The sequence below is a fragment of the Marinobacterium stanieri genome (assembly GCF_900155945.1).
Lineage (GTDB): Bacteria > Pseudomonadota > Gammaproteobacteria > Pseudomonadales > Balneatricaceae > Marinobacterium > Marinobacterium stanieri.
The window spans coordinates 151,935-171,834 of record NZ_FTMN01000005.1 but is presented as its reverse complement, the minus strand read 5'-3'; the positions used below and the strand labels follow the sequence as shown (position 1 = coordinate 171,834).

The following is a 19,900-nucleotide window of genomic DNA, read 5'->3' as shown; positions in this document are numbered from 1 at the left end:
CAGTGGCGATACCCACAACCCATCGCAACGACATCGAAAAGATTTATACAGGCATATGGGTACTCACTGACCAGTTTTACAGACCCCGTATTTCAAGGGCTTAAGCGAGATGTGCGGACCTGTTGCTATGAGGTTTTCCACAGAACTATACAGAGAAAATGGGGGTAAGTTACGAAAGCATTGCACTTTCATCGAGTTGAAGATGGGTAAGTCAAGGAAGATATCAACAAAGCAGAAGAAATACACGGCTGTGTATAAATGGAGATTCAGGGGCCATTGGTGTAATTACTCACAGAGCCCACAGGGAGATCAGTGCACGTGTGGATTTAGCCCTTTCGCCAGCGCCAAATGATGCGCCTGATGGTGCATACCCACCGTCATTAAGCCGATAAAGCCCAGCCCGCGAATACGCTCAACATCCTCACCGGTAGCCGCCAGCACCGCGCCATTCTCAATCAGGTCGGCTGATAGCGCCCAACCTTCAACCCCATTCATGGCCCCGGCATGCGCGGAAACCATCGTCTGAATCGAGCGGGCTACTCGCGCCTCCTGCGCTGTCACAGTAAAACGCGCGCCACCTGGCAAGGCTTCCGTAACAACCTCGGCCCTCAGCGTCACGTTATCCATATCGATCAAATGCTGACGCAACGCCTCGATATTCACACGACTCCAATCGGTATCCGGGTCCGCCATCAACGTTGCCACCACCTCCTGAATCGCCGCAAACGCAGACTGACCCGGCTCTTTCAGGTTATTCACCGGACTGGACCCCATGTGCTCGGCATGTGCATGGGCTGCCTGATGGTGATGCCCGGTGTCATGCATCGTCTCAGCCTGAAGCCCGGCCGCAAACAACAGCGCGCACAAACCCATTCCCCATCGTTTCATCACAACGACCTCAATACTGTCAGCAAGATTAAAGGGAGTATAAGCAGGAAGCTCAGTCGCCACCGCCATCACCACCGCCGTCGCCACCACTTTCAGAACCACCGCCCATCTCACTGCCACCCGCCTCACTGGCGCGGGATCTACCGGAAGGCCGCCCTCTGCCTTTACGCTTCTCAGGCGTCAGTCCCCGAGCCGCCCGTTGGGAACGAACACGCAGAATGATAGCTACGACAAAGCCGGCGAATATCAGGAAGGGGATGAGATCAGAGTCCATTGGAAGCAGGCCCTACTTTGATGTTTAGAGTAATGACTCAGGCTACTCCATTCATCTCCGGCGATGAATAGAGAACCAACGCATGGCACAAACAGCCTCTAAACAAACATTCCGGACATGATAATGTGAGAGCAGCTCATCAACACCCATCAAGTTTCGGACCGCAAACGATGACTGATATCGTAGATCAGGCCACACGCTCAAGAATGATGTCATCCATCAAAGGCAAAAATACAAAACCTGAAATGGCAGTGAGACGATGGCTTCATGCCCAGGGCTACCGCTACCGCCTTCATCGCAAGGACTTGCCAGGGAAGCCGGACCTTGTCCTGCCAAAATACAACCTGGTTATTTTTGTACATGGCTGTTTCTGGCATCAGCATCCAGGATGCCACTATGCATACACTCCGGCATCGAACAGTGAAAAGTGGAAGGCAAAACTGGAAGGGAACAGACAACGGGATCAGGTACAGCAGCAACAACTGCTAGATATGGGGTGGCGTGTGCTGGTTATCTGGGAGTGTGGGTTAAAACATTTAAGTCAAATGATTGAAGAGATTGCACCAATCATCAACAGTGACACAAAGTTGCTGGAGTGGCCGGCGACACCTCCCCGGCCCTCATGGCAATTCAATACCGGCGACAACAGTTCTTAACCCTGCTGCGGTCCCCGCTGCTATGCTCTAGTCAGGAATTGGGAGTTGCATCCCAAGTTGCTTCAAAGATGAGTCTGGTATTTGTTCAGTCTTTACTTGAGGCGCAGCTGGAATTCGCTCTTTGAGTAGTTCAGCAACAGCTGCAAAAACGGGCACAACAACCGAGTTACCAAACTGTCGGTAAGCTTGAGTATCTGACACAGGGATGACCATTTTACTCTCGCCCACTTCATCAAAGCCCATCAACCTGGCGCATTCACGTGGCGTCAGCCGACGTGGCCGGTTGATCATGTTCTTCTCAGAGTAGAAATCACTTTCAGGGTCAAACCCCCTGTCTACGAGAATTTCAGACCCGTCCTTGTGATAACGCGCGGACAGTGTACGTGCAACCGTGTTTGGTCCCGTGAGCCCGAAGCCAAATCCGTTACCTTTTGCACGATGCTTCTCGGCGTATTTGTAGAGATATTCCCAAAGCTTTGGCGTCAGGATGTACTTGTCATCAACCTCGGGGTCAAGAATGTCACCAAAGCAGGGCTTATCCTGGGGATAGAGTTTCGCCACATCTTTAAGGGTAAAGCCTTCATGAAGCTTCAGGTCGCGTCTGAAACCGACCAGCACGATACGCTCTCGGTGCTGAGGCACGAAATGTCGAGCATCCAGCACCTTTGGATCACTCCCCTTGGGCGCCTCTACATCAGCAACTTCATAGCCCAGCTCGTCCAGCGTTTCACAGATGACTCTGAAGGTTTTACCCTTGTCGTGACTTTTCAGATTCTTAACGTTCTCCAGCAGAAAAACGGCTGGGCGCTTGGCTGCCAGAATACGGGCTACGTCAAAGAAGAGGGTCCCCTGAGTGTCACACTCAAAACCGTGCTTTCTGCCCAGTGAGTTCTTTTTAGATACACCAGCAAGAGAGAAAGGCTGACACGGGAAGCCCGCAAGCAATACCTCATGGTCAGGAATCGCATGATCTATATGCGCATAGGCCTGTTCTTCAGAAATATCAGTTTGTGCAGAGAGAGTTACATCACGAATGTCGTGATTGAACACATGCTCATCTGGATCGCAGTAATGGTTAGCCAAGTAAGTACGGCGAGCATTCTTATCCCATTCGGAGGTAAATACACACTTGCCGCCAACCTGCTCAAAGCCCTTGCGTATCCCCCCAATACCTGCGAACAGGTCAATAAACCTGAACGCTGGCTGGTCGTAATGCGCAGGCTTTTTGGGCAAAAGCCCCTGCAAAATCTGATACTCGGTAAAGGTTACGCGCGGAGTTGCCTTCCCTTTCAGCGCCCGGTTGATAGTTTCCCGCGTCCAGTAGCCGGGAGAAGTCTTGGAAAGAACTTCTGCTATGAATTTCTGATCATAGATTTCTGAAAGCCGATGCAGTAACTGCATTTCCGCACAGAATCCGTCTTCTGGAATATCGGGGTTAAAACTATTCATCAGTTCCAGCTGCACCTGTTTGTTCATGACAATCGCTCCCTGGGTCACATGGGTGATCAGGGGTCACGAAAACGATCCGTATTCTCGCTATATCCCCTGACGTCTGCAAGCTGTTTCAATCAGCCTGTTCTAAATAGTCAACAGCCATCCCTTTTCTGCCAATACTCAGCCACTTATCCAGCGAAGCAACCATGATGTGGTACTGGTCATAGAAGTCGAAAAACGGGAGGTTCCACTGAAGAACGGAACGGAGCCTCTCTACAGGATGAAATTCATCCATCAAGTACTCGTTGGCATCCATGTAGTCATGTACTTCGGAAAAGGTCTCAATCTTTTCAGGTAAAACTCCCCTCCTGAAATCCTCCTCCATCCAAAGCTGCGCAATTTTTGTACGGAAGATAACAGTTTGACGTAGAGAAAGATCTGAAGCCACCGGCTCTTCTACCCTGGAGACAATATGCTTCCGTGCATTTATGTCTTCAAGAATTGATAACGTATCCATACGACACCCCTATATGTGTTTATTAGGTGACTCAACATCACTCATCAATCACATATTAGGCATAAAAAGTGTAGATTCCAACAAAAAACTGTTTTTTTATACAGTAAAAATATTCTTACCAGCTCTGCACGTAGCGATTGACGGGCCTCTAGCCTACCTACTGAATCGATGCCAGTGTCACGACAAGCAACAACAGTACTGTTTGTTGCCCACAAGGTGATAGGAAAGTTACATATCAGAGGGCTGACCTCGATTGAGGATTTTCCGTCCAGGCAGCGCGCCTACTACATGTCCCGCATTAAAGGTAAAAAACTAAGCCTGAGCAGACTTTACGCAAAGTACTTTGGGCACTTGGATAGCGCTATAGAATAAGCATCAATTTCGAGGGCAAGCCCGACCACAGTGCTTCCTAGAAGCCGCTTGGTGATCTTTGTAGATAGCTGTTTCTGGCACAAATTCCCCGTGCACTTTGTCAGCCCAGAGACCATCACCGAATTTTGGCTAAACAAAAAAACCGCAATACCGACAGGGATTTGGAGGTGGCCACACGTAGCCTACAGCTGCAAGGGCCGGAAGTTTTACCGTTTTGGTAACATCAGATTAAGTCTGAACTGGACAAATGTGTTGTGTTGGCCGAGCACCATTTGGCCCCTCGTATTAAGTCACCCTAATATTTTGAATTCGTCCTTATATCAAGTTACCTTTGTCGCAACACCAAGACATGGAGGTTTTACATGAGGTGGTTCTTTTCTCCGCAACTCCCCGGCCAAGTCGAAACCGAAGTTACCCAGCGGGATCAGTTCAGCAATGATGAGGTTGAACTGTCAGAAACGATTATCCGCGAAGCTATTCAGAACTCGCTTGATGCAGCGGCCGACGACCCTCCTAAAGTACACGTATCCATCAGGATGCAAACGACTAAAGATGGCCTGGACAAATCATTCTTGGCTGGCATTCTTGATGAACAGCTGGTACATGCCCGCGCTGCAGATCTTGATCTAAGCGAAGTGCCATTTGACTCTCCATCAGCCCTTTTAATAGAGGACTTTGGAACCAAAGGTCTTACCGGGTGTGTCAGCAGTAAGGATAACGATAACTTTTCAGATTTCTGGCGACGTCACGGCAAATCTCACAAAACAGGTAAAAGCCGGGGACGTTGGGGCCTTGGGAAACTGGTATATTCAGCAACCAGCCAAGTAGGCGTTTTTTTCGGACTGACCCTTAGAGATGGTGACAGCATGCCACACCTCATGGGCCAGACTGTCCTCAAGCTACGGCAGGTTGATAGCTATGAGTATCCCCCTCATGCTTTTTTTGCTCACGTTGAGAATGAGGGTGACCGACTCAAGGAGTTTCCAGTCCCGGGAAAGGATCAGGATGAAGTTGACACATTTATTCAGCAGTTCGGCGTACAAAGATCACCGGGACAGAATGGACTCTCAATAATCATACCGTTTCCAAATCCGAACTTTCACATAGGAGCAATGATCGGTACTGCCATTGCAAACTATTTTTACCCAATTATTACCAAACAGCTCACATTGCGCTTTGATCATCTAGAGGTGAACTCCTCCAATGTTAGAGAGCTTGCATATGAGCATGCCAAGGATAAGTTTGCAGATATTGATGCTCTATTTGACTTCATCGAAGAAGCCTACAAGCTTGAGGATAAAGAGATACAGGAAATGCGCCCAAGCTGGCTTGATGATGGCCGACTTGACGAGGAGGACTTTGAACCGGAAGTCCTCGACTCTATCCGCACAAGATATGTTGAAGGCCAGCTGGTCAGTCTAAGACTACCGATCACCTTAAAACAGAAAAACGGCAACCAGGTTAGTACATATTTTTCTATATTTCTGAAGAAGCCCACGGCCCTTAACAAGGGGATAGACCTCTATGTCCGAGGAGGGTTAACCCTACCCGGTGAGGAAAAGTTTCGGGACCGTAAAGCTCTCGGAGCAATGATCGCTGATGATGATGAAATCTGTTCTTTCCTAGGATATGCAGAGAACGCGGCACACACTAAGTGGGTAGGTAGTGCTGAAAAACTGAAACAACGCTACAAAAGCCCCAATAAGCCCATCCAAGCTATTAAGCAGTCGCTTGTTCAACTTTACGACCTGTTATCCGAAGAAATCGAAGAGGTGGACGAACAAGCTCTTCGCAATTTTTTCTGGGTAGATGAACCTGAAGCGGACGGGCCATCACAAAAAAAACCCAAAAAAACTCCAATCCCAATACCCCCCGAGCATAAACCCCGCCCGAGGCATTTCAGTATTTCCAAAATTGAAGGTGGTTTTTCCGTTGTAACACCGAAAGATGCCAACACTGAGAATTATCCACAGACGGTCAAGATTGAGGTCGCCTACGATGTAGGGGCTGGGAACCCATTTAAAAAATACTCCCCACATGACTTCAAGCTGGGACAGGGTGGAAACCTGAAAATCGCGCTTACCAAGGGAACTGGGAAAATAGTAAGCAGAGCTGAAAATACCATGCTGGTAGAAGTGGAAAGTCCCCCTTTCGGCCTACATGTGACCGGATTCGATGATAATCGTGATGTGAAAATTAAGCTGACCAAGGAGGGCTGACCTGATGCAGAAAACGATAAACCATACAGGACGTCGCAGGATCGAACTCAGTGAGCTCAGAATAAATATCGAAACTCAGCCGGATGGTGTGCCAGAATTCAGTGTGGATTTTAGTCTGAACAAAAAAGGCCTACCAGAAGATGCCCAGATCTATATCGAGGCATATCGTAATAATACGCTCCAACGATTTCCATTCGGGCGGGTAGGCCGTATTTTAGCCCCTGCAAGTACAAAGCTGGATCAGCTTGATCTTAGTGGACCAGTATTGTTTCGAGCACTAATTGTCGACGAACGTGAGCATGTTGGCCGCCTGATCGCCAAAGCTGAGGCTCTCCGACCAGAGGGAGATAATGATGAGGATAATAAAGCAAGTCTTCTTACTGTCCGTTCCGGGCCTCTAGGGCAAGTAACATGGAGAGTCGAATTTGAAACTGGCGGCAAGCCCCAACTTTGTATTAATAGCAAGATCCCCAATGCAGTCGAACAGATCAAAAGCAACCCATTGTTTCAATCCCTAGTACTCCCGGCGGCTCTACGACATGTTCTTCTCCATTACTTATGGAACGATGACGACGATGACCAAGAGGCAGACGGTTGGCTCCGGTTTGCTGAACACATCGCTACGGAAAGACCATCAGAAAAAGATCCTCTTACTCTGAACAACTGGGTGGAGGATGTCGTGGACAGTTTCAGCAAACAGTTTGAACTCTGTGACCTGCTCACCAATTCAATGGAGAGGGAACAATGATTGAGCGCAAACTTAATGAAGCGGGGCTAATTGAATTTGAAAACTTCATTTTGGAGCTTCGCAACGAGGGCACCCCGAGCACCCCACTGTATCTCCTGACTGAGGACTCAACATCTGAGCCAATCGGAGAGTCACTATTACTCGAAAATGTAGCATTTGAAACACGATATGCTTTGGGCAAACATCTCGTAGATGCCTTGGGAGGCATTTCTGATGCTGCACGCTTTCTTGGTGACAGAGGCTTTTGGAGCGCTTTGGCACTCTACTGGTTTGATCAATTCTGTCCGGCCAAGGAGGACGGCTCAAGAAAGCCCAGCAAGGAATACAATTATATTTTGAGTGAAAACTACAATCATCGCCCACGGCATGCCGTTTTCACTACATGGCAACTGGTTTCACGTTACGGTGAGGATTCAAAATTTCTTCTCAGCGGTGCCCTGCCTGTTAGGGGGGAGCTAGTTGAACAGCTGATGGCTAGACAGTATCTCCTCAGCTGCGACGGTGCTATAAGAACCGCAAGCCTGCTTTACTACGATTCTGAACGCGCAACCTATAAGAAGGGCGCAGCAGCGAGAAAAAGTGCGGGATGTATTGCCAGATATATAAGCTGGATGGAGCAGTTAAAAGTAAATTATGATCTCTTTGCCATGAGTACAGAAGACTTTTTCAGCCTGATACCAGCTGAATTTGACAGATTCAGACAGTCTTAAAATAACTGTATCCCAAAACTGAAAGGATTAAGATTTAAAGGGAACGTAATGAATTATTCTGCTCAGCTGAAAGACGTTGCACGAATCATGCGCAGTCATGGCGCTCATACTGTCCTTTTCAAGCTCATGGCAAATAATGACAATTCCAAGCAGCAAGTTTACTGCGGGTCAGACTTCGATATTCTGCGAAATGTACCGACCGGGGATATCTACGAAGATGGATACAGCGAAAAGAAAGGCGCGATTTTCAAAGCCAAAGTCTCCCTAAGCTGGATCGACCTTAACGATAACATCCAGCAAGCCAGTGGATCCCAGTTTATTCTTTACCCCAAGTACCCTGAAGTACGCCTTTCAGGCCTTCTCAAGGGTTGTGGGCTTGCACCAAGCCATCTAATGCAACCACCGACCCCCGAGGAGCGTGAGCAAAGGCTAGCAGGAAACCTCAACCGGTGCCTTGTCTTTGGCATATGCCAAAACAGTGTGTTGGCTTATGTCAGCCCTTGGGACTCAGCCTTGTCTCGTGAAGCTGCCCATAGAATAGATTCTGGTGAGTCCGAACTTTTCACTTCTGTATTCTATGAATATTCTGAAACCCTGAGTAAGACTCCCACGCGTACCAAACTCATTCAGCGCCTCAACGAAATCCACCACATGGGATTTATCAGATCTTGCCGCCTGGATGCAGCTGGTAATCGTATACCGTATAAGGCCCAAAACGGTGCAGGCCTTACTCTTGAAAGTTTTTTTGGCATAACGCCTAACGGAAAGTCTGAGCCAGATTTTCTTGACTGGGAACTAAAGGCACACTCATCGGGCGTGGTTACCCTTATGACTCCTGAGCCTGATATGGGTACCTACCTTGATGATTTCTATACATTCCTTGATACCTATGCAACAAGCAGGACTGCACGAAAAATAAATTTTGCAAGCATTCATCGTATGAATGAGCCGAATGAAAAAAGCTCATTGACCATGACCCTTACCGGATTCGATTACTCCAAATCGGAAATCACCGATCCAAAGGGCGGGATGGTCCTCATGGACCCGCAAGAGAACATTGCTGCCGGCTGGTCTTTTCAGAAGCTTCTAAACCACTGGAAGCGCAAGCACGCCAACACCTGTTATGTGAGCTACCAGAAGGAATTACGAGAAGAAGTTCCCTATTTTTCATATGGCCCAAACATTCGATTATGCACAGGAGCGAACATCAAAAGCTACGTTTCAGCTTTAGCAGACAGCGTTGTTTACTACGATCCAGGTATCAACATGAAATTAACAAACAGCAAATGGAAAGCAAAAAAGCGAAACCAGTTCCGAATAAAATGGAAAGATGTTTCGTCCATCTATGATGCAACGGAAGATATCGTCCTCTCCTGAGGAAATGGGGAGGGGGTTAGCTTCCCCTCCTGCGGCATCAAAGAGACTAAAGGCTCATAATATATTAAGCCTATAATTGAACAATCCATCACAATGTGATGGGATGACAGGGGACGCCCTTTTTAATAGCAAAAAACTATCACCCCAATCACTACCATCAATTTTACGAATCCAGCTCACGCCGGTACTATGGCTTCCAACTTCTTAAGCAACTACTCAAATGTGCAGGAGATTCAATCACATGGGTATCGTTAACACCGAGATCAAACCGTTCCAGGCTACCGCTTTCAAACAGGGCGAGTTCGTAGAAATCACTGAAGCGGACGTTAAAGGCAAGTGGGCTGTATTCTTCTTCTACCCGGCTGACTTCACCTTCGTTTGCCCGACCGAGCTGGGCGACGTTGCTGACAAATACGAAGAGCTGCAGAAGCTGGGCGTTGAAGTCTTCTCCGTGTCTACTGACACGCACTTCACCCACAAAGCGTGGCACGATTCTTCCGAGACTATCGGCAAGATCAACTACTACATGGTCGGCGACCAGACTGGCAACATCACCAACAACTTCGGCGTGATGCGTGAAGGCCAGGGCCTGGCAGACCGCGCTACTTTCCTGATCGATCCGGAAGGTGTTATCCAGGCAGTTGAAATCACTGCTGAAGGCATCGGCCGTGACGCTGACGACCTGCTGCGCAAGGTTAAAGCGGCTCAGTACGTTGCCGCTCACCCGGGTGAAGTTTGCCCGGCTAAATGGAAAGAAGGTGAAGCAACTCTGGCTCCGTCTCTGGACCTGGTTGGCAAAATCTAAGATTGATCTTCCGCGTCGGCTTGCACTGGCCGGCGCTTGATCATCGCTCGGTCTGTCCGGCTTCGGCTGCGACAGGCCCAGGCGCCGCCCTTCGGGGCGGCGTTTTTGTTTGTGCTTGCCGCAACTCTCGTTTACCTGGTTCAGCGTCGGGCGATTGCTTCCTTCTATAGGCCATCATTAGCCAAAAGCTATCAGCCTATTAACTACGATTAATTTCACGCATAAAAACTCGCTCGGTACTATAAACACATATTCGAGATGAGCTTCACCGCCGCACAGGAGATCCACAGGCGGACCGCCATCTGACTTGATTGATCGACTTATTGACCTTGAAGGAACAGACACCATGTTGGATACAAACCTGAAGCAGCAGCTGAACACTTACTTGCAGAACATTGTGACTCCGATTGAGCTGACCCTGACCACCAACGGCACTGACAAGTCCGATGAGCTGGCAACCCTTACTCAGGAGATTGCCGAGCTGTCTGACAAGATCAGCGTCAAGGAAGGTAACGACCGTCGCGCACCGAACATGGCTGTGGGCGCCGCTGGCCAGGCACCGCGTGTGAACTTTGCCGGTATCCCCATGGGTCACGAGTTCACCTCGCTGGTACTGGCATTGCTGCAGGCCGGTGGTCACCCGTCCAAGGCTGATGCCGAACTGCAGGAGCAGATCCGTAATCTGCCGGGCACCTACGAGTTTGAAACCTACATCTCGCTGTCCTGCCAGAATTGCCCGGACGTGGTGCAGGCGCTGAACCTGATGGCGACACTGAACCCGAACATCACCCACACCATGATTGATGGTGCCCTGTTCCAGCAGGAAGTGGATGAGCGTCAGATCATGGCCGTGCCCTCTGTATACATGAATGGCGAGCACTTCGGTCAGGGCCGCATGACGCTGGCAGAGATCGTCAACAAACTGGATACCGGTGCTGCGGAGAAGAAAGCAGCCGCCCTGAGCGAGAAAGATCCGTACGAAGTACTGGTTGTGGGCGGTGGCCCGGCTGGAGCATCTGCCGCGATCTACGCTGCACGTAAAGGCATCCGTACCGGTGTTGTTGCTGAGCGCTTTGGTGGCCAGGTAATGGATACGGTCGGCATCGAGAACTTCATTTCCGTGCCCTACACCGAAGGCCCGAAACTGGTGGCCAGCCTGGAGCAGCACGTTAAAGAGTACGAAGTCGATGTAATGACTGAACAATCTGCCGCCAAAATCAGCAAAAACGAGCTGATCGAAGTGGAACTGGCCAGCGGTGCGACCCTGAAAAGCCGCAGCGTGATTCTGGCTACCGGTGCCCGCTGGCGTGAAATGAACGTGCCGGGCGAACAGGAGTACCGTGGCAAGGGCGTGGCCTACTGCCCGCACTGTGATGGCCCGCTGTTCAAGGGCAAAAGCGTCGCCGTCATCGGGGGTGGCAACTCCGGTATCGAAGCCGCCATCGACCTGGCCGGTATCGTGAAAGATGTCACCGTACTGGAGTTTTCCGACACCCTGCGTGCCGATGATGTACTGGTGAAAAAGGCTGAATCTCTGCCCAACGTCACCATCATCAAACAGGCGATGACCACTGAAGTGCTGGGTGATGACAACAAGGTGATCGGTCTGAAATACAAGGACCGTCGTACCGATGAAATGCACGTACTGGATGTGGCCGGCATCTTTGTTCAGATCGGCCTGGTCCCGAACAGCGAATGGTTGAAAGACAGCCTGGAGCTGACCGAGCGCGGCGAGATCGTGATCGACGGCCACGGTGCCACGTCCATGCCGGGCGTATTCGCGGCAGGTGATGTGACGGCAACACCGTACAAGCAGATCATCATCTCCATGGGTTCAGGCGCAACGGCGGCACTGGGTGCCTTCGACCACCTGATCCGTAACTGATCCACCGTTAGACATTGCGTCCTTATCTCTCTTCAGCGACCTAGCTGATTTTGCCGCCCTTCGGGGCGGCTTTTTTGCGTGTAGTATGGAGGCTGATCACGTCATCGACAGCAGCGCCGATACCAGTTTCTCGTTATCGTACTGCTCCGGCTGGTGCGGGTCGGTCAGGTCCATGTCGATCAGTTGAATATCCAGCTCTGCCAGGCGCGCCTTGAAATCGGCATCCACATCATTCAGAAAGCGGCTGTCCAGCAACACGATGTTGAGCAGGCGCGATACCGCCACCGGGTCTTCCTGGTCCGCCTGCAGGTAATGCAGCAGCGCTTCCACCTGTTGTTGCGGGGTCATGCCGAACTGTTCCGGGTCCGAGCCCAGGTTGGGGATGTACACCTTGGGGCAGGGGTTGTCGGCCACGGAAGAGCCCACGCCATCCACCAGCAGGTTGGCCATCAGGCTACTGTAGAAGCTGCCCGGCGGGTAGCAGATCAGCTCAGCCGAGGCGAGCAGCTTGCGGTTGGCCTTGCGCAGTTTGGAGCCTTCCGGCTTGGGTTCCTGCTGGGAGTGCACCAGTTTCAGGCGCTGCACCGGGCTGCTGATCGGCGCCACTTCCTTGCCGGTCAGCAGGTGCTGGCCTACCACGCGGGTGCCATCCTGCAGACGCGCCATTAACTGGCGTTCATCGCCGGTAATCGCGCGCACGGTGCCACGCACGTTTACCAGCTGGGAGAACAGGAAGATGATCGGGTCCAACGAGCGGTTGTTGTTGAGGTAACCGCCGGTGAGGATCAGGTTGCCGATACTGGCTCCACGCAGATCAAAATCGTGCGGCATCGCCTGCTGGAAATAACCCAAGTGGTTGCAGATCAGGCTGCGCATGGGGTTGGGGATGCGTCGCACCAGCGGGTCCTTGCCCTGCGCCAGCCGTTCCAGTTGTTTATTCAAACTGGCGTCATCATCGTCTTTGGGCAAACGGTAGCTGAACAGGCGCACGATCTCCGGGTGCCCCAGCACCGTTTCATCGGCCAGTGCCATCAGGCGCGAGCGCAGGTCACCCACCGCGGGCATATCGAAGGCCTCACGCAATACCGCCGAGCTGCCACCGGAATCAAACGCCGATACCAGATGGATGGAATTGTGGGTGTATCGCTTGAGCGTGCGCGACAGCCCGTTCAGTGCCGAACCGCCGCTGAAAAAGAGCACACGCGGGCCGAGTTCGGGCAACTTGGAGTAACGGGTGAGCTTGAGCGAGTCCGGAATACTGACCGGTCGCGTCATCAATATGCGGGGCATCTTATCCTCTCTGTGGCCGGCAAGCCGTGACGTCTATGTCACTGATACGTCATGTTTTTGTCATGTTAGCTGCAAAAGCATTAACGTATAGTGACACCCGAAATTATGCGGTAGCCGGCATCCATGAGCGCGTTGAGTCAGATCATACAGGAAAACCTTCACTTTCTGCTGAGCGAGGTCGAGACCCAGCTGCAGCAGGCTGCCGAGTTTTTCCGTAACCCTTCCCCCAAGCATTTGGCGACCCTGGAATCCCGTCGCGGTTACGTCAGTAACCTGCGCATGCGTATCCAGCGCGAGACCATCCGCCTGCTCAGCCGCAGCCGTAAGCCTGTGCAGCAGGAAGTGCGCATGCGGGCAGTGGATAACCTGGCCCAGGCACTGGAGCTGCTGACCGATTCTGCCCGCGGTTGTCTGAGCGAGTTTGCCCGCCATGCCGATGACGACCTGCCACAGCCGCCCAAGCGCAAACAGTTTCGCCGCATGCTCAAGCGCATCACCCTGGCACTGGAGCTGGTCGAGCCGGGCCTGTTCGATGCCGATGCCAATGCTGCAGTCCGCCTGAAACAGCGTAGTGATCGCCTGCAGCTCACCTGTGACAATCTCCAGGCCGAGCTGATCGAGAAGCCGCCCAGTGAGAAACGCACGGCGCTGCTGCCGACGCTCTTTGCCTGCTATTCCCTGCGCCAGATGGCGCTGTCACTGGAACAGATGGCGGAGGCCATTCTGGCGGCCAACCTGGGGCAGGCGATTAACCTGTCAAACCTTGCTCATATCCGCCAGGCGGCCGCCGAGCTGAAACGTCCGTTGAAGAAACTGGATGTGAGCACCCTGGCGGAAACACGATCCGGCAGCACCATCGCCGGCATTCGCAAGAACAGCTCCAGCCGCTATCTCGCCATCTATAAGGAAGGCGACCCCGGCAAGCTGGATGAAGAAGTACAGGGCGTGGAAAGCTGGCACGAAATCTATCCGGGCCTGGCACCGCGCATTCTGGCGCATTCGGAAAAGGACGGCTCGGCGTCCATGCTGATCGAGCATCTGCCGGGCCAGACCTTCGAGTCGCTGCTGTTTGCCGATGATGGCGCTCTGCTGGAACAAGCCAGTCGGCAGCTGATGCGAACCCTGCGCAGCATCTGGCGGGAAACGCGCAACCGTAAGGCGGAACCGGCCCAGTTCATGCGCCAGCTGGATAAGCGCCTGCCTTCAATTTTGTCGGTGCACCCCGAGTTTGATCGTCCACAGCTGCAGATCTGCGGTGAAACCCTGCCCGCACTGCAAACGCTGGTCGACGACACCGCTGAAGTGGAAGCGCGCTGCAAGCCGCCATTTTCGGTCTACATCCACGGCGACTTCAATGTGGATAACATCATCTACGACCCGTCGGAAAAGCGTATTTTCTTTATCGACCTGCACCGCTCGCGCTACCTGGATTACTGCCAGGATATCTCGGTGCTGATGGTCTCCATCTACCGTCTGAAGATTCTGGAGCGCGACCGCCGTCGTCGTCTGATGGCCGTCGCCCGAACCATTTACATGGCCTGCCGTCGCTTCGCCAAACAGGAGAAGGACGACAGCTTTGACCTGCGCCTGGCCATTGGTCTGGCACGCTCGTTTATCACCTCGACTCGTTTTATTTTCGACAAAGCCCTGGCCGGTCGCATGTACATGCGTGCCCTCTACCTGATGGAGCAGATCAGCGCCGTCAAACCCGGCCAGGAAGACCGTTACAAACTGCCCCTGAAGGAGTTGTTCCTTGAGTAATCTGCGTATTGGCGTTGTCGGCATTCCCGGCAAATGGTCCACTGAAGCCCTGGCCGACGCCATTGAAGCACGCACCGGTTTTCGCCTGGTGATCGACATGGCGGACGTGGAGCTGCAGCTGGACAGCAACCGTCTGCTGTATCGCGGTCAGGACCTGACTGAACTGGACGCCCTGGTGGTGAAAAAGATCAGTGAGACCTACACCCCGCATACGCTCGACCGCATTGAGCTGCTGCGCCATGCCGAACGCGCGGGAGTTCGCGTGTTCAGCCCGACCCGCAGCCTGATGCAGCTGATCGACCGCCTCAGTGGCACCCTGAGCCTGTCTGCCGCCGGTATCCCCATGCCGCTGACCCGTGTCACCGAGTCGCTGCAAGCCGCCGAACAGGCCGTGCATGAGTTTGGCGCCGCCGTGCTCAAGCCGCTCTACTCCACCAAGGCACGGGGCATGACACTGGTTGAAGCCGATGACGCCAACCTGACCACCCAGCTGGCGGACTTTGCAGCCGGCAACCCCATGCTCTACATTCAGAAGAAGCTGGACCTGTCAGGGCGCGATCTGGGCATGGTGTTTGTGGGTGGCCAATACCTCTGCACCTATGCCCGCGTCGGCAGTCAGGATGCCTGGAACACCACCATTCACAGTGGCGGCCGCTACGAGCCGTTTGAACCCGATGCTGAACTGATCGAACTGGGCCGTAAGGCACAGGCCTGCTTTGATCTCGATTTCACCACCGTGGATATTGCCCTCACGGACACCGGTCCGGTCGTGTTCGAGGTGTCCGCCTTTGGAGGCTTCCGCGGCGCGCTGGAAGGCTGTGGCATTGATGCCGCGGCGTCCTATCTGGACTGGATTATGCAAACACTGGAAACAACACGCACATGCTGAACGACCCGCTCAACACGCAACAACTGGAAACGGCCATCGCCGATTGCCAACACCATTTTATGCTGCAGCTGGACGATTTTGTTGTGCGCGTCGGCAGCAATGCGCCAGCGCTGATCGCGGCCCTGCGTGACTATTACCGCAGCTACCCGCAACCCGAGCAGGCCACACCGAACCTTCAGCTGTGGATGGTCGATCAGCCGGCCATCAAACCGGATCTGGACTGGCAGGACTGGCCCCGCGAAACCGGCAAAAGCGGTCTCAAGGAAGCCATCGTCGATCTGCCCGCAGGCCAGCGTCTGGTATACAAGGTAAAAACCGGCATGCTGATGCTGCAGCGCCTGCAAGATCCGATGCTGATCGGCCCGGCACAGGAAAATCTGGCGCAGGCAGTCAATTTCATCAACAACCAGCACATCAACCATCTGCAGCATAAAGGCGGGCTGATCTGCCACGCAGCGGCGCTGACAGTGGGTCAACGCGGTGTAGCAGTGGCGGCCAGCTCCGGTGGCGGCAAGTCTACCCTGATGCTGCGCCTGATGGAGCTGCCAGAAGCCCGTTTTATCACCAACGACCGCCTGTTTGTTACCCGCAGCGACAGCGGTACTCAGGGCGAAGGCGTAGCCAAGCTGCCCCGAGTAAACCCGGGGACGCTCCTGAATAACGAGCGCCTGCGACCAGTCCTGAGCGAGGAAAATCAGGCGCGCTTTGCGGCACTGCCCAAGGATGAGCTCTGGCAGCTGGAGTTCAAATCCGATGTGCCGGTGGAAGACTACTACGGCGCCGACAGCCTCTGCATGAGCGCCCCGCTGCACGATTTGATTCTGCTGAACTGGTCGCATCAGAGTGACCAGCCCTGCCAGATCCGCCAGGTCGATCTGGCCCAGGAGCCTCAGCTGTTACCCGGCATCATGAAATCCCCTGGCGCGTTTTATCAGGATGCCCAGGGCGCATTTCTGGACCGCCCCGCCCTGCCGCCGGAAGCCGATTATTTGCAGTCACTGGGCGGGCTTAATATCTATGAAGTGACCGGCCGCGCCGACTTTGATCAGGTCGCGGACTGGTACTCTCGGGAGGTCATGAAAAATGGCTGAACTGCTGCTGTTGCGACACGGCAAGGCTGAAGTGGGTGCCGATAAGGATGATTCCGAACGCACTCTGAAAACGCGCGGCAAACGCGATGCCCAGCGCATTGGCCACTGGCTGCAACAGCACGATCTGCAGCCGGATTGCATTATCAGCTCGCCGGCCGAGCGGGCACTGCTGACGGCCGAAAAATGCGCCAAGGTCATGGGCATTCCGGCCGCCAATATCGAAACCGATGACGAGCTCTACCTGGGCTCGCCCGAGACCCTGTGGGAGCATTTGCAGCCACGCCTGAAGCATTATCAGCGCATTATGCTGGTGGCACACAATCCCGGCCTGGAGCAGTTGCTGCAACAGTTGCTGGATGAGCCGCTGGCGATTCCGGATGATGGCAAGCTGATGCCCACAGCCGCTCTGGCACACCTGAGCACCGATGCCAGCATTCCGACGCCGGGCCACTGGCAGCTGGAAAAACTGATCCGCCCGCGCACTCTGCCACGCCTGTTTGCCTTTGAAGAGAACGGCCTGACCGTCTGGCGTGATCGCCCGGCCTACTATTACAAACAGTCTGGCGTGTTGGCCTACCGTATCCATGAAGGCGAGCTGCAGCTGCTGATGTTCAAAACCCTGAACAACCCGCTGTGGAAGCTGGCCAAGGGCATCATCGAGCCTGGCCTGAGCGCCGCCGAATCCGCCGCCAAGGAAGCCTGGGAAGAGCTGGGCATTCGTGGCGAAGTGGACCCCGAGCCGCTGGGCGATACCCGTCACGCCAAATGGGGTGGCGAGTGTGACCTGCGCCTGTTCGCCATGCGCGTAACCGCAACACCCGCCGAAGACCAGTGGTGGCACGATAAACGCTTCTGCCAGTGGTTGAGCCCGGAAGCTGCCGCACCGTCCTGTGTGATCAACGGCATGGGGCATTTCATCCAGCAGCTGCGTGCCCGGGTCGGCCATGACTAAACTGATCGCCCTGATCCGCCACGGTGACTATGAGCAGCTGGCGAAAACACCCAGTGCGTTGCAGCCCTATCCGCTGACCGATGAGGGTGCCGAAGAGGTGCGCCAACAGGCACGCCGCTTCCGTGACTGGCTTGAGCAGCAGGACATTCGCCCCAGCGCCGAGGTACATTGTTCCACCCTGCTCAGGGCCTGGCAGACCGCGCAACTGTATATGGAAGAGCTGGCCGACCTGTTTAGCTCAACGCCGGAACTGCAAAGCTTCCCGGACCTGTGCGAACGCCGCGTTGGCTCCGTTGCCAACCTGAGCACCGGTGAGATCGAACGCATTCTGGAACTGGACCCGCGCTTCGAGCCCGCGCCCAAGGGCTGGAAATCCGACAGCCACTACCGCCTGCCACTGGAAGGCGCCGAGTCGCTGATGGATGCCGGTACCCGTGTGGCTGGCCATCTGCGCCTGTGTGCCGCCGCACCCGAACGCGGTTTGCAGCTGGTATTCGGCCACGGCGCTGCCTTTCGTCATGCGGCCTATCATCTAAATGTCATCGAATTCGACGATATTAAGCGGTTAAGCATGTATCACGGACATCCGGTGGTGCTGCAACAGGATCCCCTGACCGGCTGGAGCCATCACAGCGGTGAGTGGAAAATCAGACAAAAAAGCGAGCGCCCCGACTGAGCGGGTCGCCCAGAGGACAGCATGTCGCGCACCCTTCTGCCCACCATCAAAGACCTGCCCAGCCACGCCGGCATCCGCTCAACGCTGCCACCCGCCAGTTGTGTCTGGCCGCTGGAAAAAGGCTCTGCCGACAGCCGTCTCCGCGATGACGAAATGCGCCAGCAGGCATTGATTGACCCCTATCCTGCCGACGACTGGCGCTGGCCCAAGCGGCCGGTGATTTTCATCTCCGATACCCACGCCGATGCGGAAGCCTTTGAAGCCTCACTGGTTGCCAGCGGCGGTGTGCAACTGAACGATACACCGGGACAGGGCCGTTTCAAGCTGACCAAACAGGGCAAGAAGGCCGAGTTCATCATCGGGGGCGACTGCCTGGACAAGGGCCCCAGCAACCTGCAAATGCTGCGCAGTCTCAAGCGCCTGTATGATCTGGGCGCGCGCGTGACCCTGCTGGCCGGCAACCATGACCTGCGCTTGATGATGGGACTGCTCGCCATGCAGCAGAAGCGTCATACCGGTAACGAGCACCTGTTCGCCCGCATGGGCAAGAAAGTGATTCCGCTGTTCCGTGAGGTGTTCGACAGTTGGCCGGAGCGCAACTGGCTCAAAGGTGTGCCCGATGCCGATACCTGCCGCAGCCTGCTGCTGCCGGCGGATGACTGGTTCGAGCGTTTTCCCGCCCACGCCGAAGGCATACTGACCGAAGCCGGCGTGGCCCGCGAGCTGAAGAAAATGCGCAGCAAGGCCAGCAGTTTTGAGCGCCACTGCCTCAATGCAGGCATGGATATCCGCACCGTGTATGCCGTGGCACGGCACTGTCAGCGTCTGTTCTTACACCCCAAGGGCGAGTTTTACTGGTTCTTCAAAAAGATGCAGCTGGTACGCCGCACCGGTTCCTTCCTGTTCCTGCATGCCGGGCTGGATGATGTGATGAGCCGGGACATTGCCGAGCGCGGCCTGAAAAAGGTCAACAAGCGCTTTCGCAAGGCCCTGCACAAGGACCTGTTCAGCTTCTATTACAGCTCCCTGGCCAACACTTTCAGAACCAAGTACCGGGCCGCCGATCTGCCCTTGAGCGATGCCGGCGTGCAGCAGATTCATGGCTGTGGCGTGCGCGCACTGGTCCATGGCCATATCAACCGCACCCGCGGCCAGCGTCTGGCCCTACGTCAGGGATTGCTGCATGTGGAAGCGGATATCACCCTGGACCGCAACTCACGGCGCCAGGAAGGCTTGCGCGGCGTCGGCTGTGGTGCCACGATCATCGATCCCGGTCGGCATATCATTGGCATCAGCAACGACTACCCGTTCGCCAAGGTGTTCCGTCCTGCTCCTCTTAACCCGGCGAGGTAACCT

At 54.1% G+C, this 19,900-nt stretch carries 18 protein-coding genes; 13 read left to right on the top strand and 5 right to left on the bottom strand.

Going from position 1 to position 19,900, the window contains the following annotated elements:
• Positions 1-309: 309 nt before the first annotated feature.
• Both BW956_RS12650 and BW956_RS22275 read right to left on the bottom strand, forming a co-directional pair.
• Positions 310-888: a hypothetical protein gene (locus BW956_RS12650; RefSeq protein WP_217695125.1), complete on the bottom strand. Its 579-nt coding sequence runs from the start codon at positions 886-888 to the stop codon at positions 310-312.
• A 52-nt stretch (positions 889-940) separates the two neighbouring features.
• The gene (locus BW956_RS22275) at positions 941-1,162 is read right to left on the bottom strand and encodes a hypothetical protein (RefSeq protein WP_139327181.1); all 222 of its coding nucleotides are present in this window, start codon (positions 1,160-1,162) and stop codon (positions 941-943) included.
• A gap of 170 nt (positions 1,163-1,332) precedes the next feature.
• On the opposite strand from BW956_RS22275, the gene BW956_RS12645 reads away from it, so the two are divergent.
• On the top strand, positions 1,333-1,818 hold the full coding sequence (locus tag BW956_RS12645) for a very short patch repair endonuclease (protein WP_076463037.1): 486 nt from the start codon (positions 1,333-1,335) through the stop codon (positions 1,816-1,818).
• 27 nt (positions 1,819-1,845) lie between these two features.
• Here the strand turns inward: BW956_RS12645 and dcm are convergent, their stop codons facing one another.
• Both dcm and BW956_RS12635 read right to left on the bottom strand, forming a co-directional pair.
• Positions 1,846-3,294, bottom strand: coding sequence for a DNA (cytosine-5-)-methyltransferase (dcm, locus tag BW956_RS12640; RefSeq protein ID WP_083703058.1), 1,449 nt, complete (start codon positions 3,292-3,294; stop codon positions 1,846-1,848).
• An 88-nt stretch (positions 3,295-3,382) separates the two neighbouring features.
• Positions 3,383-3,769: a hypothetical protein gene (locus BW956_RS12635; RefSeq protein WP_076463036.1), complete on the bottom strand. Its 387-nt coding sequence runs from the start codon at positions 3,767-3,769 to the stop codon at positions 3,383-3,385.
• A gap of 734 nt (positions 3,770-4,503) precedes the next feature.
• Here BW956_RS12635 and BW956_RS12630 point away from each other — a divergent pair.
• The 6 genes from BW956_RS12630 to ahpF all read left to right on the top strand — a co-directional run bounded on the left by BW956_RS12630 (position 4,504) and on the right by ahpF (position 11,885).
• Positions 4,504-6,360 carry a hypothetical protein gene (locus BW956_RS12630; RefSeq protein WP_076463035.1) on the top strand — a complete coding sequence of 619 codons (1,857 nt, stop codon included), beginning with the start codon at positions 4,504-4,506 and terminating at the stop codon, positions 6,358-6,360.
• A 4-nt stretch (positions 6,361-6,364) separates the two neighbouring features.
• Complete coding sequence (locus tag BW956_RS12625; RefSeq protein ID WP_076463034.1) at positions 6,365-7,108, top strand: hypothetical protein; 744 nt, start codon at positions 6,365-6,367, stop codon at positions 7,106-7,108.
• Positions 7,105-7,818: a hypothetical protein gene (locus BW956_RS12620; RefSeq protein ID WP_076463033.1), complete on the top strand. Its 714-nt coding sequence runs from the start codon at positions 7,105-7,107 to the stop codon at positions 7,816-7,818. Before BW956_RS12625 ends, BW956_RS12620 begins: the two co-directional genes overlap by 4 nt.
• Before the next feature lie 48 nt (positions 7,819-7,866).
• Positions 7,867-9,195 (top strand): MvaI/BcnI family restriction endonuclease, encoded by a 1,329-nt coding sequence (locus tag BW956_RS12615; RefSeq protein WP_076463032.1) that lies wholly within the window; start codon positions 7,867-7,869, stop codon positions 9,193-9,195.
• Between the two features lie 247 nt (positions 9,196-9,442).
• Positions 9,443-10,000, top strand: a complete 558-nt coding sequence (gene ahpC, locus BW956_RS12610; protein ID WP_474537508.1) for an alkyl hydroperoxide reductase subunit C — start codon at positions 9,443-9,445, stop codon at positions 9,998-10,000.
• 346 nt (positions 10,001-10,346) lie between these two features.
• On the top strand, positions 10,347-11,885 hold the full coding sequence (gene ahpF, locus BW956_RS12605; protein ID WP_076463031.1) for an alkyl hydroperoxide reductase subunit F: 1,539 nt from the start codon (positions 10,347-10,349) through the stop codon (positions 11,883-11,885).
• 96 nt (positions 11,886-11,981) lie between these two features.
• Here ahpF and BW956_RS12600 read toward each other — a convergent pair whose 3' ends face one another.
• On the bottom strand, positions 11,982-13,175 hold the full coding sequence (locus BW956_RS12600) for a GAK system CofD-like protein (RefSeq protein ID WP_076463030.1): 1,194 nt from the start codon (positions 13,173-13,175) through the stop codon (positions 11,982-11,984).
• A 123-nt stretch (positions 13,176-13,298) separates the two neighbouring features.
• On the opposite strand from BW956_RS12600, the gene BW956_RS12595 reads away from it, so the two are divergent.
• The 6 genes from BW956_RS12595 to BW956_RS12570 are packed head-to-tail and all read left to right on the top strand — an operon-like array spanning position 13,299 to position 19,897.
• Positions 13,299-14,936 (top strand): phosphotransferase family protein, encoded by a 1,638-nt coding sequence (locus BW956_RS12595; protein ID WP_076463029.1) that lies wholly within the window; start codon positions 13,299-13,301, stop codon positions 14,934-14,936.
• Entirely contained in the window at positions 14,929-15,825 is an 897-nt protein-coding gene (locus BW956_RS12590) for a GAK system ATP-grasp enzyme (RefSeq protein ID WP_076463028.1), read from the top strand. Before BW956_RS12595 ends, BW956_RS12590 begins: the two co-directional genes overlap by 8 nt.
• Positions 15,819-16,916 carry an HprK-related kinase B gene (locus BW956_RS12585; protein ID WP_076463027.1) on the top strand — a complete coding sequence of 366 codons (1,098 nt, stop codon included), beginning with the start codon at positions 15,819-15,821 and terminating at the stop codon, positions 16,914-16,916. The genes BW956_RS12590 and BW956_RS12585 overlap by 7 nt, the downstream gene beginning before the upstream one ends.
• Complete coding sequence (locus BW956_RS12580; protein ID WP_076463026.1) at positions 16,909-17,868, top strand: histidine phosphatase family protein; 960 nt, start codon at positions 16,909-16,911, stop codon at positions 17,866-17,868. The genes BW956_RS12585 and BW956_RS12580 overlap by 8 nt, the downstream gene beginning before the upstream one ends.
• Positions 17,861-18,544 (top strand): histidine phosphatase family protein, encoded by a 684-nt coding sequence (locus BW956_RS12575; protein WP_076463025.1) that lies wholly within the window; start codon positions 17,861-17,863, stop codon positions 18,542-18,544. The genes BW956_RS12580 and BW956_RS12575 overlap by 8 nt, the downstream gene beginning before the upstream one ends.
• A gap of 21 nt (positions 18,545-18,565) precedes the next feature.
• Positions 18,566-19,897, top strand: coding sequence for a metallophosphoesterase (locus tag BW956_RS12570; RefSeq protein ID WP_076463024.1), 1,332 nt, complete (start codon positions 18,566-18,568; stop codon positions 19,895-19,897).
• Positions 19,898-19,900 lie beyond the last annotated feature (3 nt).

Bases quoted from the DNA above. Each gene is read 5' to 3' on its own strand.
- BW956_RS12650 (WP_217695125.1), bottom strand. From the start codon at position 888: ATGAAACGATGGGGAATGGGTTTGTGCGCGCTGTTGTTTGCGGCCGGG.
- BW956_RS22275 (WP_139327181.1), bottom strand. From the start codon at position 1,162: ATGGACTCTGATCTCATCCCCTTCCTGATATTCGCCGGCTTTGTCGTA.
- BW956_RS12645 (WP_076463037.1), top strand. From the start codon at position 1,333: ATGACTGATATCGTAGATCAGGCCACACGCTCAAGAATGATGTCATCC.
- dcm (WP_083703058.1), bottom strand. From the start codon at position 3,294: ATGAACAAACAGGTGCAGCTGGAACTGATGAATAGTTTTAACCCCGAT.
- BW956_RS12635 (WP_076463036.1), bottom strand. From the start codon at position 3,769: ATGGATACGTTATCAATTCTTGAAGACATAAATGCACGGAAGCATATT.
- BW956_RS12630 (WP_076463035.1), top strand. From the start codon at position 4,504: ATGAGGTGGTTCTTTTCTCCGCAACTCCCCGGCCAAGTCGAAACCGAA.
- BW956_RS12625 (WP_076463034.1), top strand. From the start codon at position 6,365: ATGCAGAAAACGATAAACCATACAGGACGTCGCAGGATCGAACTCAGT.
- BW956_RS12620 (WP_076463033.1), top strand. From the start codon at position 7,105: ATGATTGAGCGCAAACTTAATGAAGCGGGGCTAATTGAATTTGAAAAC.
- BW956_RS12615 (WP_076463032.1), top strand. From the start codon at position 7,867: ATGAATTATTCTGCTCAGCTGAAAGACGTTGCACGAATCATGCGCAGT.
- ahpF (WP_076463031.1), top strand. From the start codon at position 10,347: ATGTTGGATACAAACCTGAAGCAGCAGCTGAACACTTACTTGCAGAAC.
- BW956_RS12600 (WP_076463030.1), bottom strand. From the start codon at position 13,175: ATGCCCCGCATATTGATGACGCGACCGGTCAGTATTCCGGACTCGCTC.
- BW956_RS12595 (WP_076463029.1), top strand. From the start codon at position 13,299: ATGAGCGCGTTGAGTCAGATCATACAGGAAAACCTTCACTTTCTGCTG.
- BW956_RS12585 (WP_076463027.1), top strand. From the start codon at position 15,819: ATGCTGAACGACCCGCTCAACACGCAACAACTGGAAACGGCCATCGCC.
- BW956_RS12580 (WP_076463026.1), top strand. From the start codon at position 16,909: ATGGCTGAACTGCTGCTGTTGCGACACGGCAAGGCTGAAGTGGGTGCC.
- BW956_RS12575 (WP_076463025.1), top strand. From the start codon at position 17,861: ATGACTAAACTGATCGCCCTGATCCGCCACGGTGACTATGAGCAGCTG.
- BW956_RS12570 (WP_076463024.1), top strand. From the start codon at position 18,566: ATGTCGCGCACCCTTCTGCCCACCATCAAAGACCTGCCCAGCCACGCC.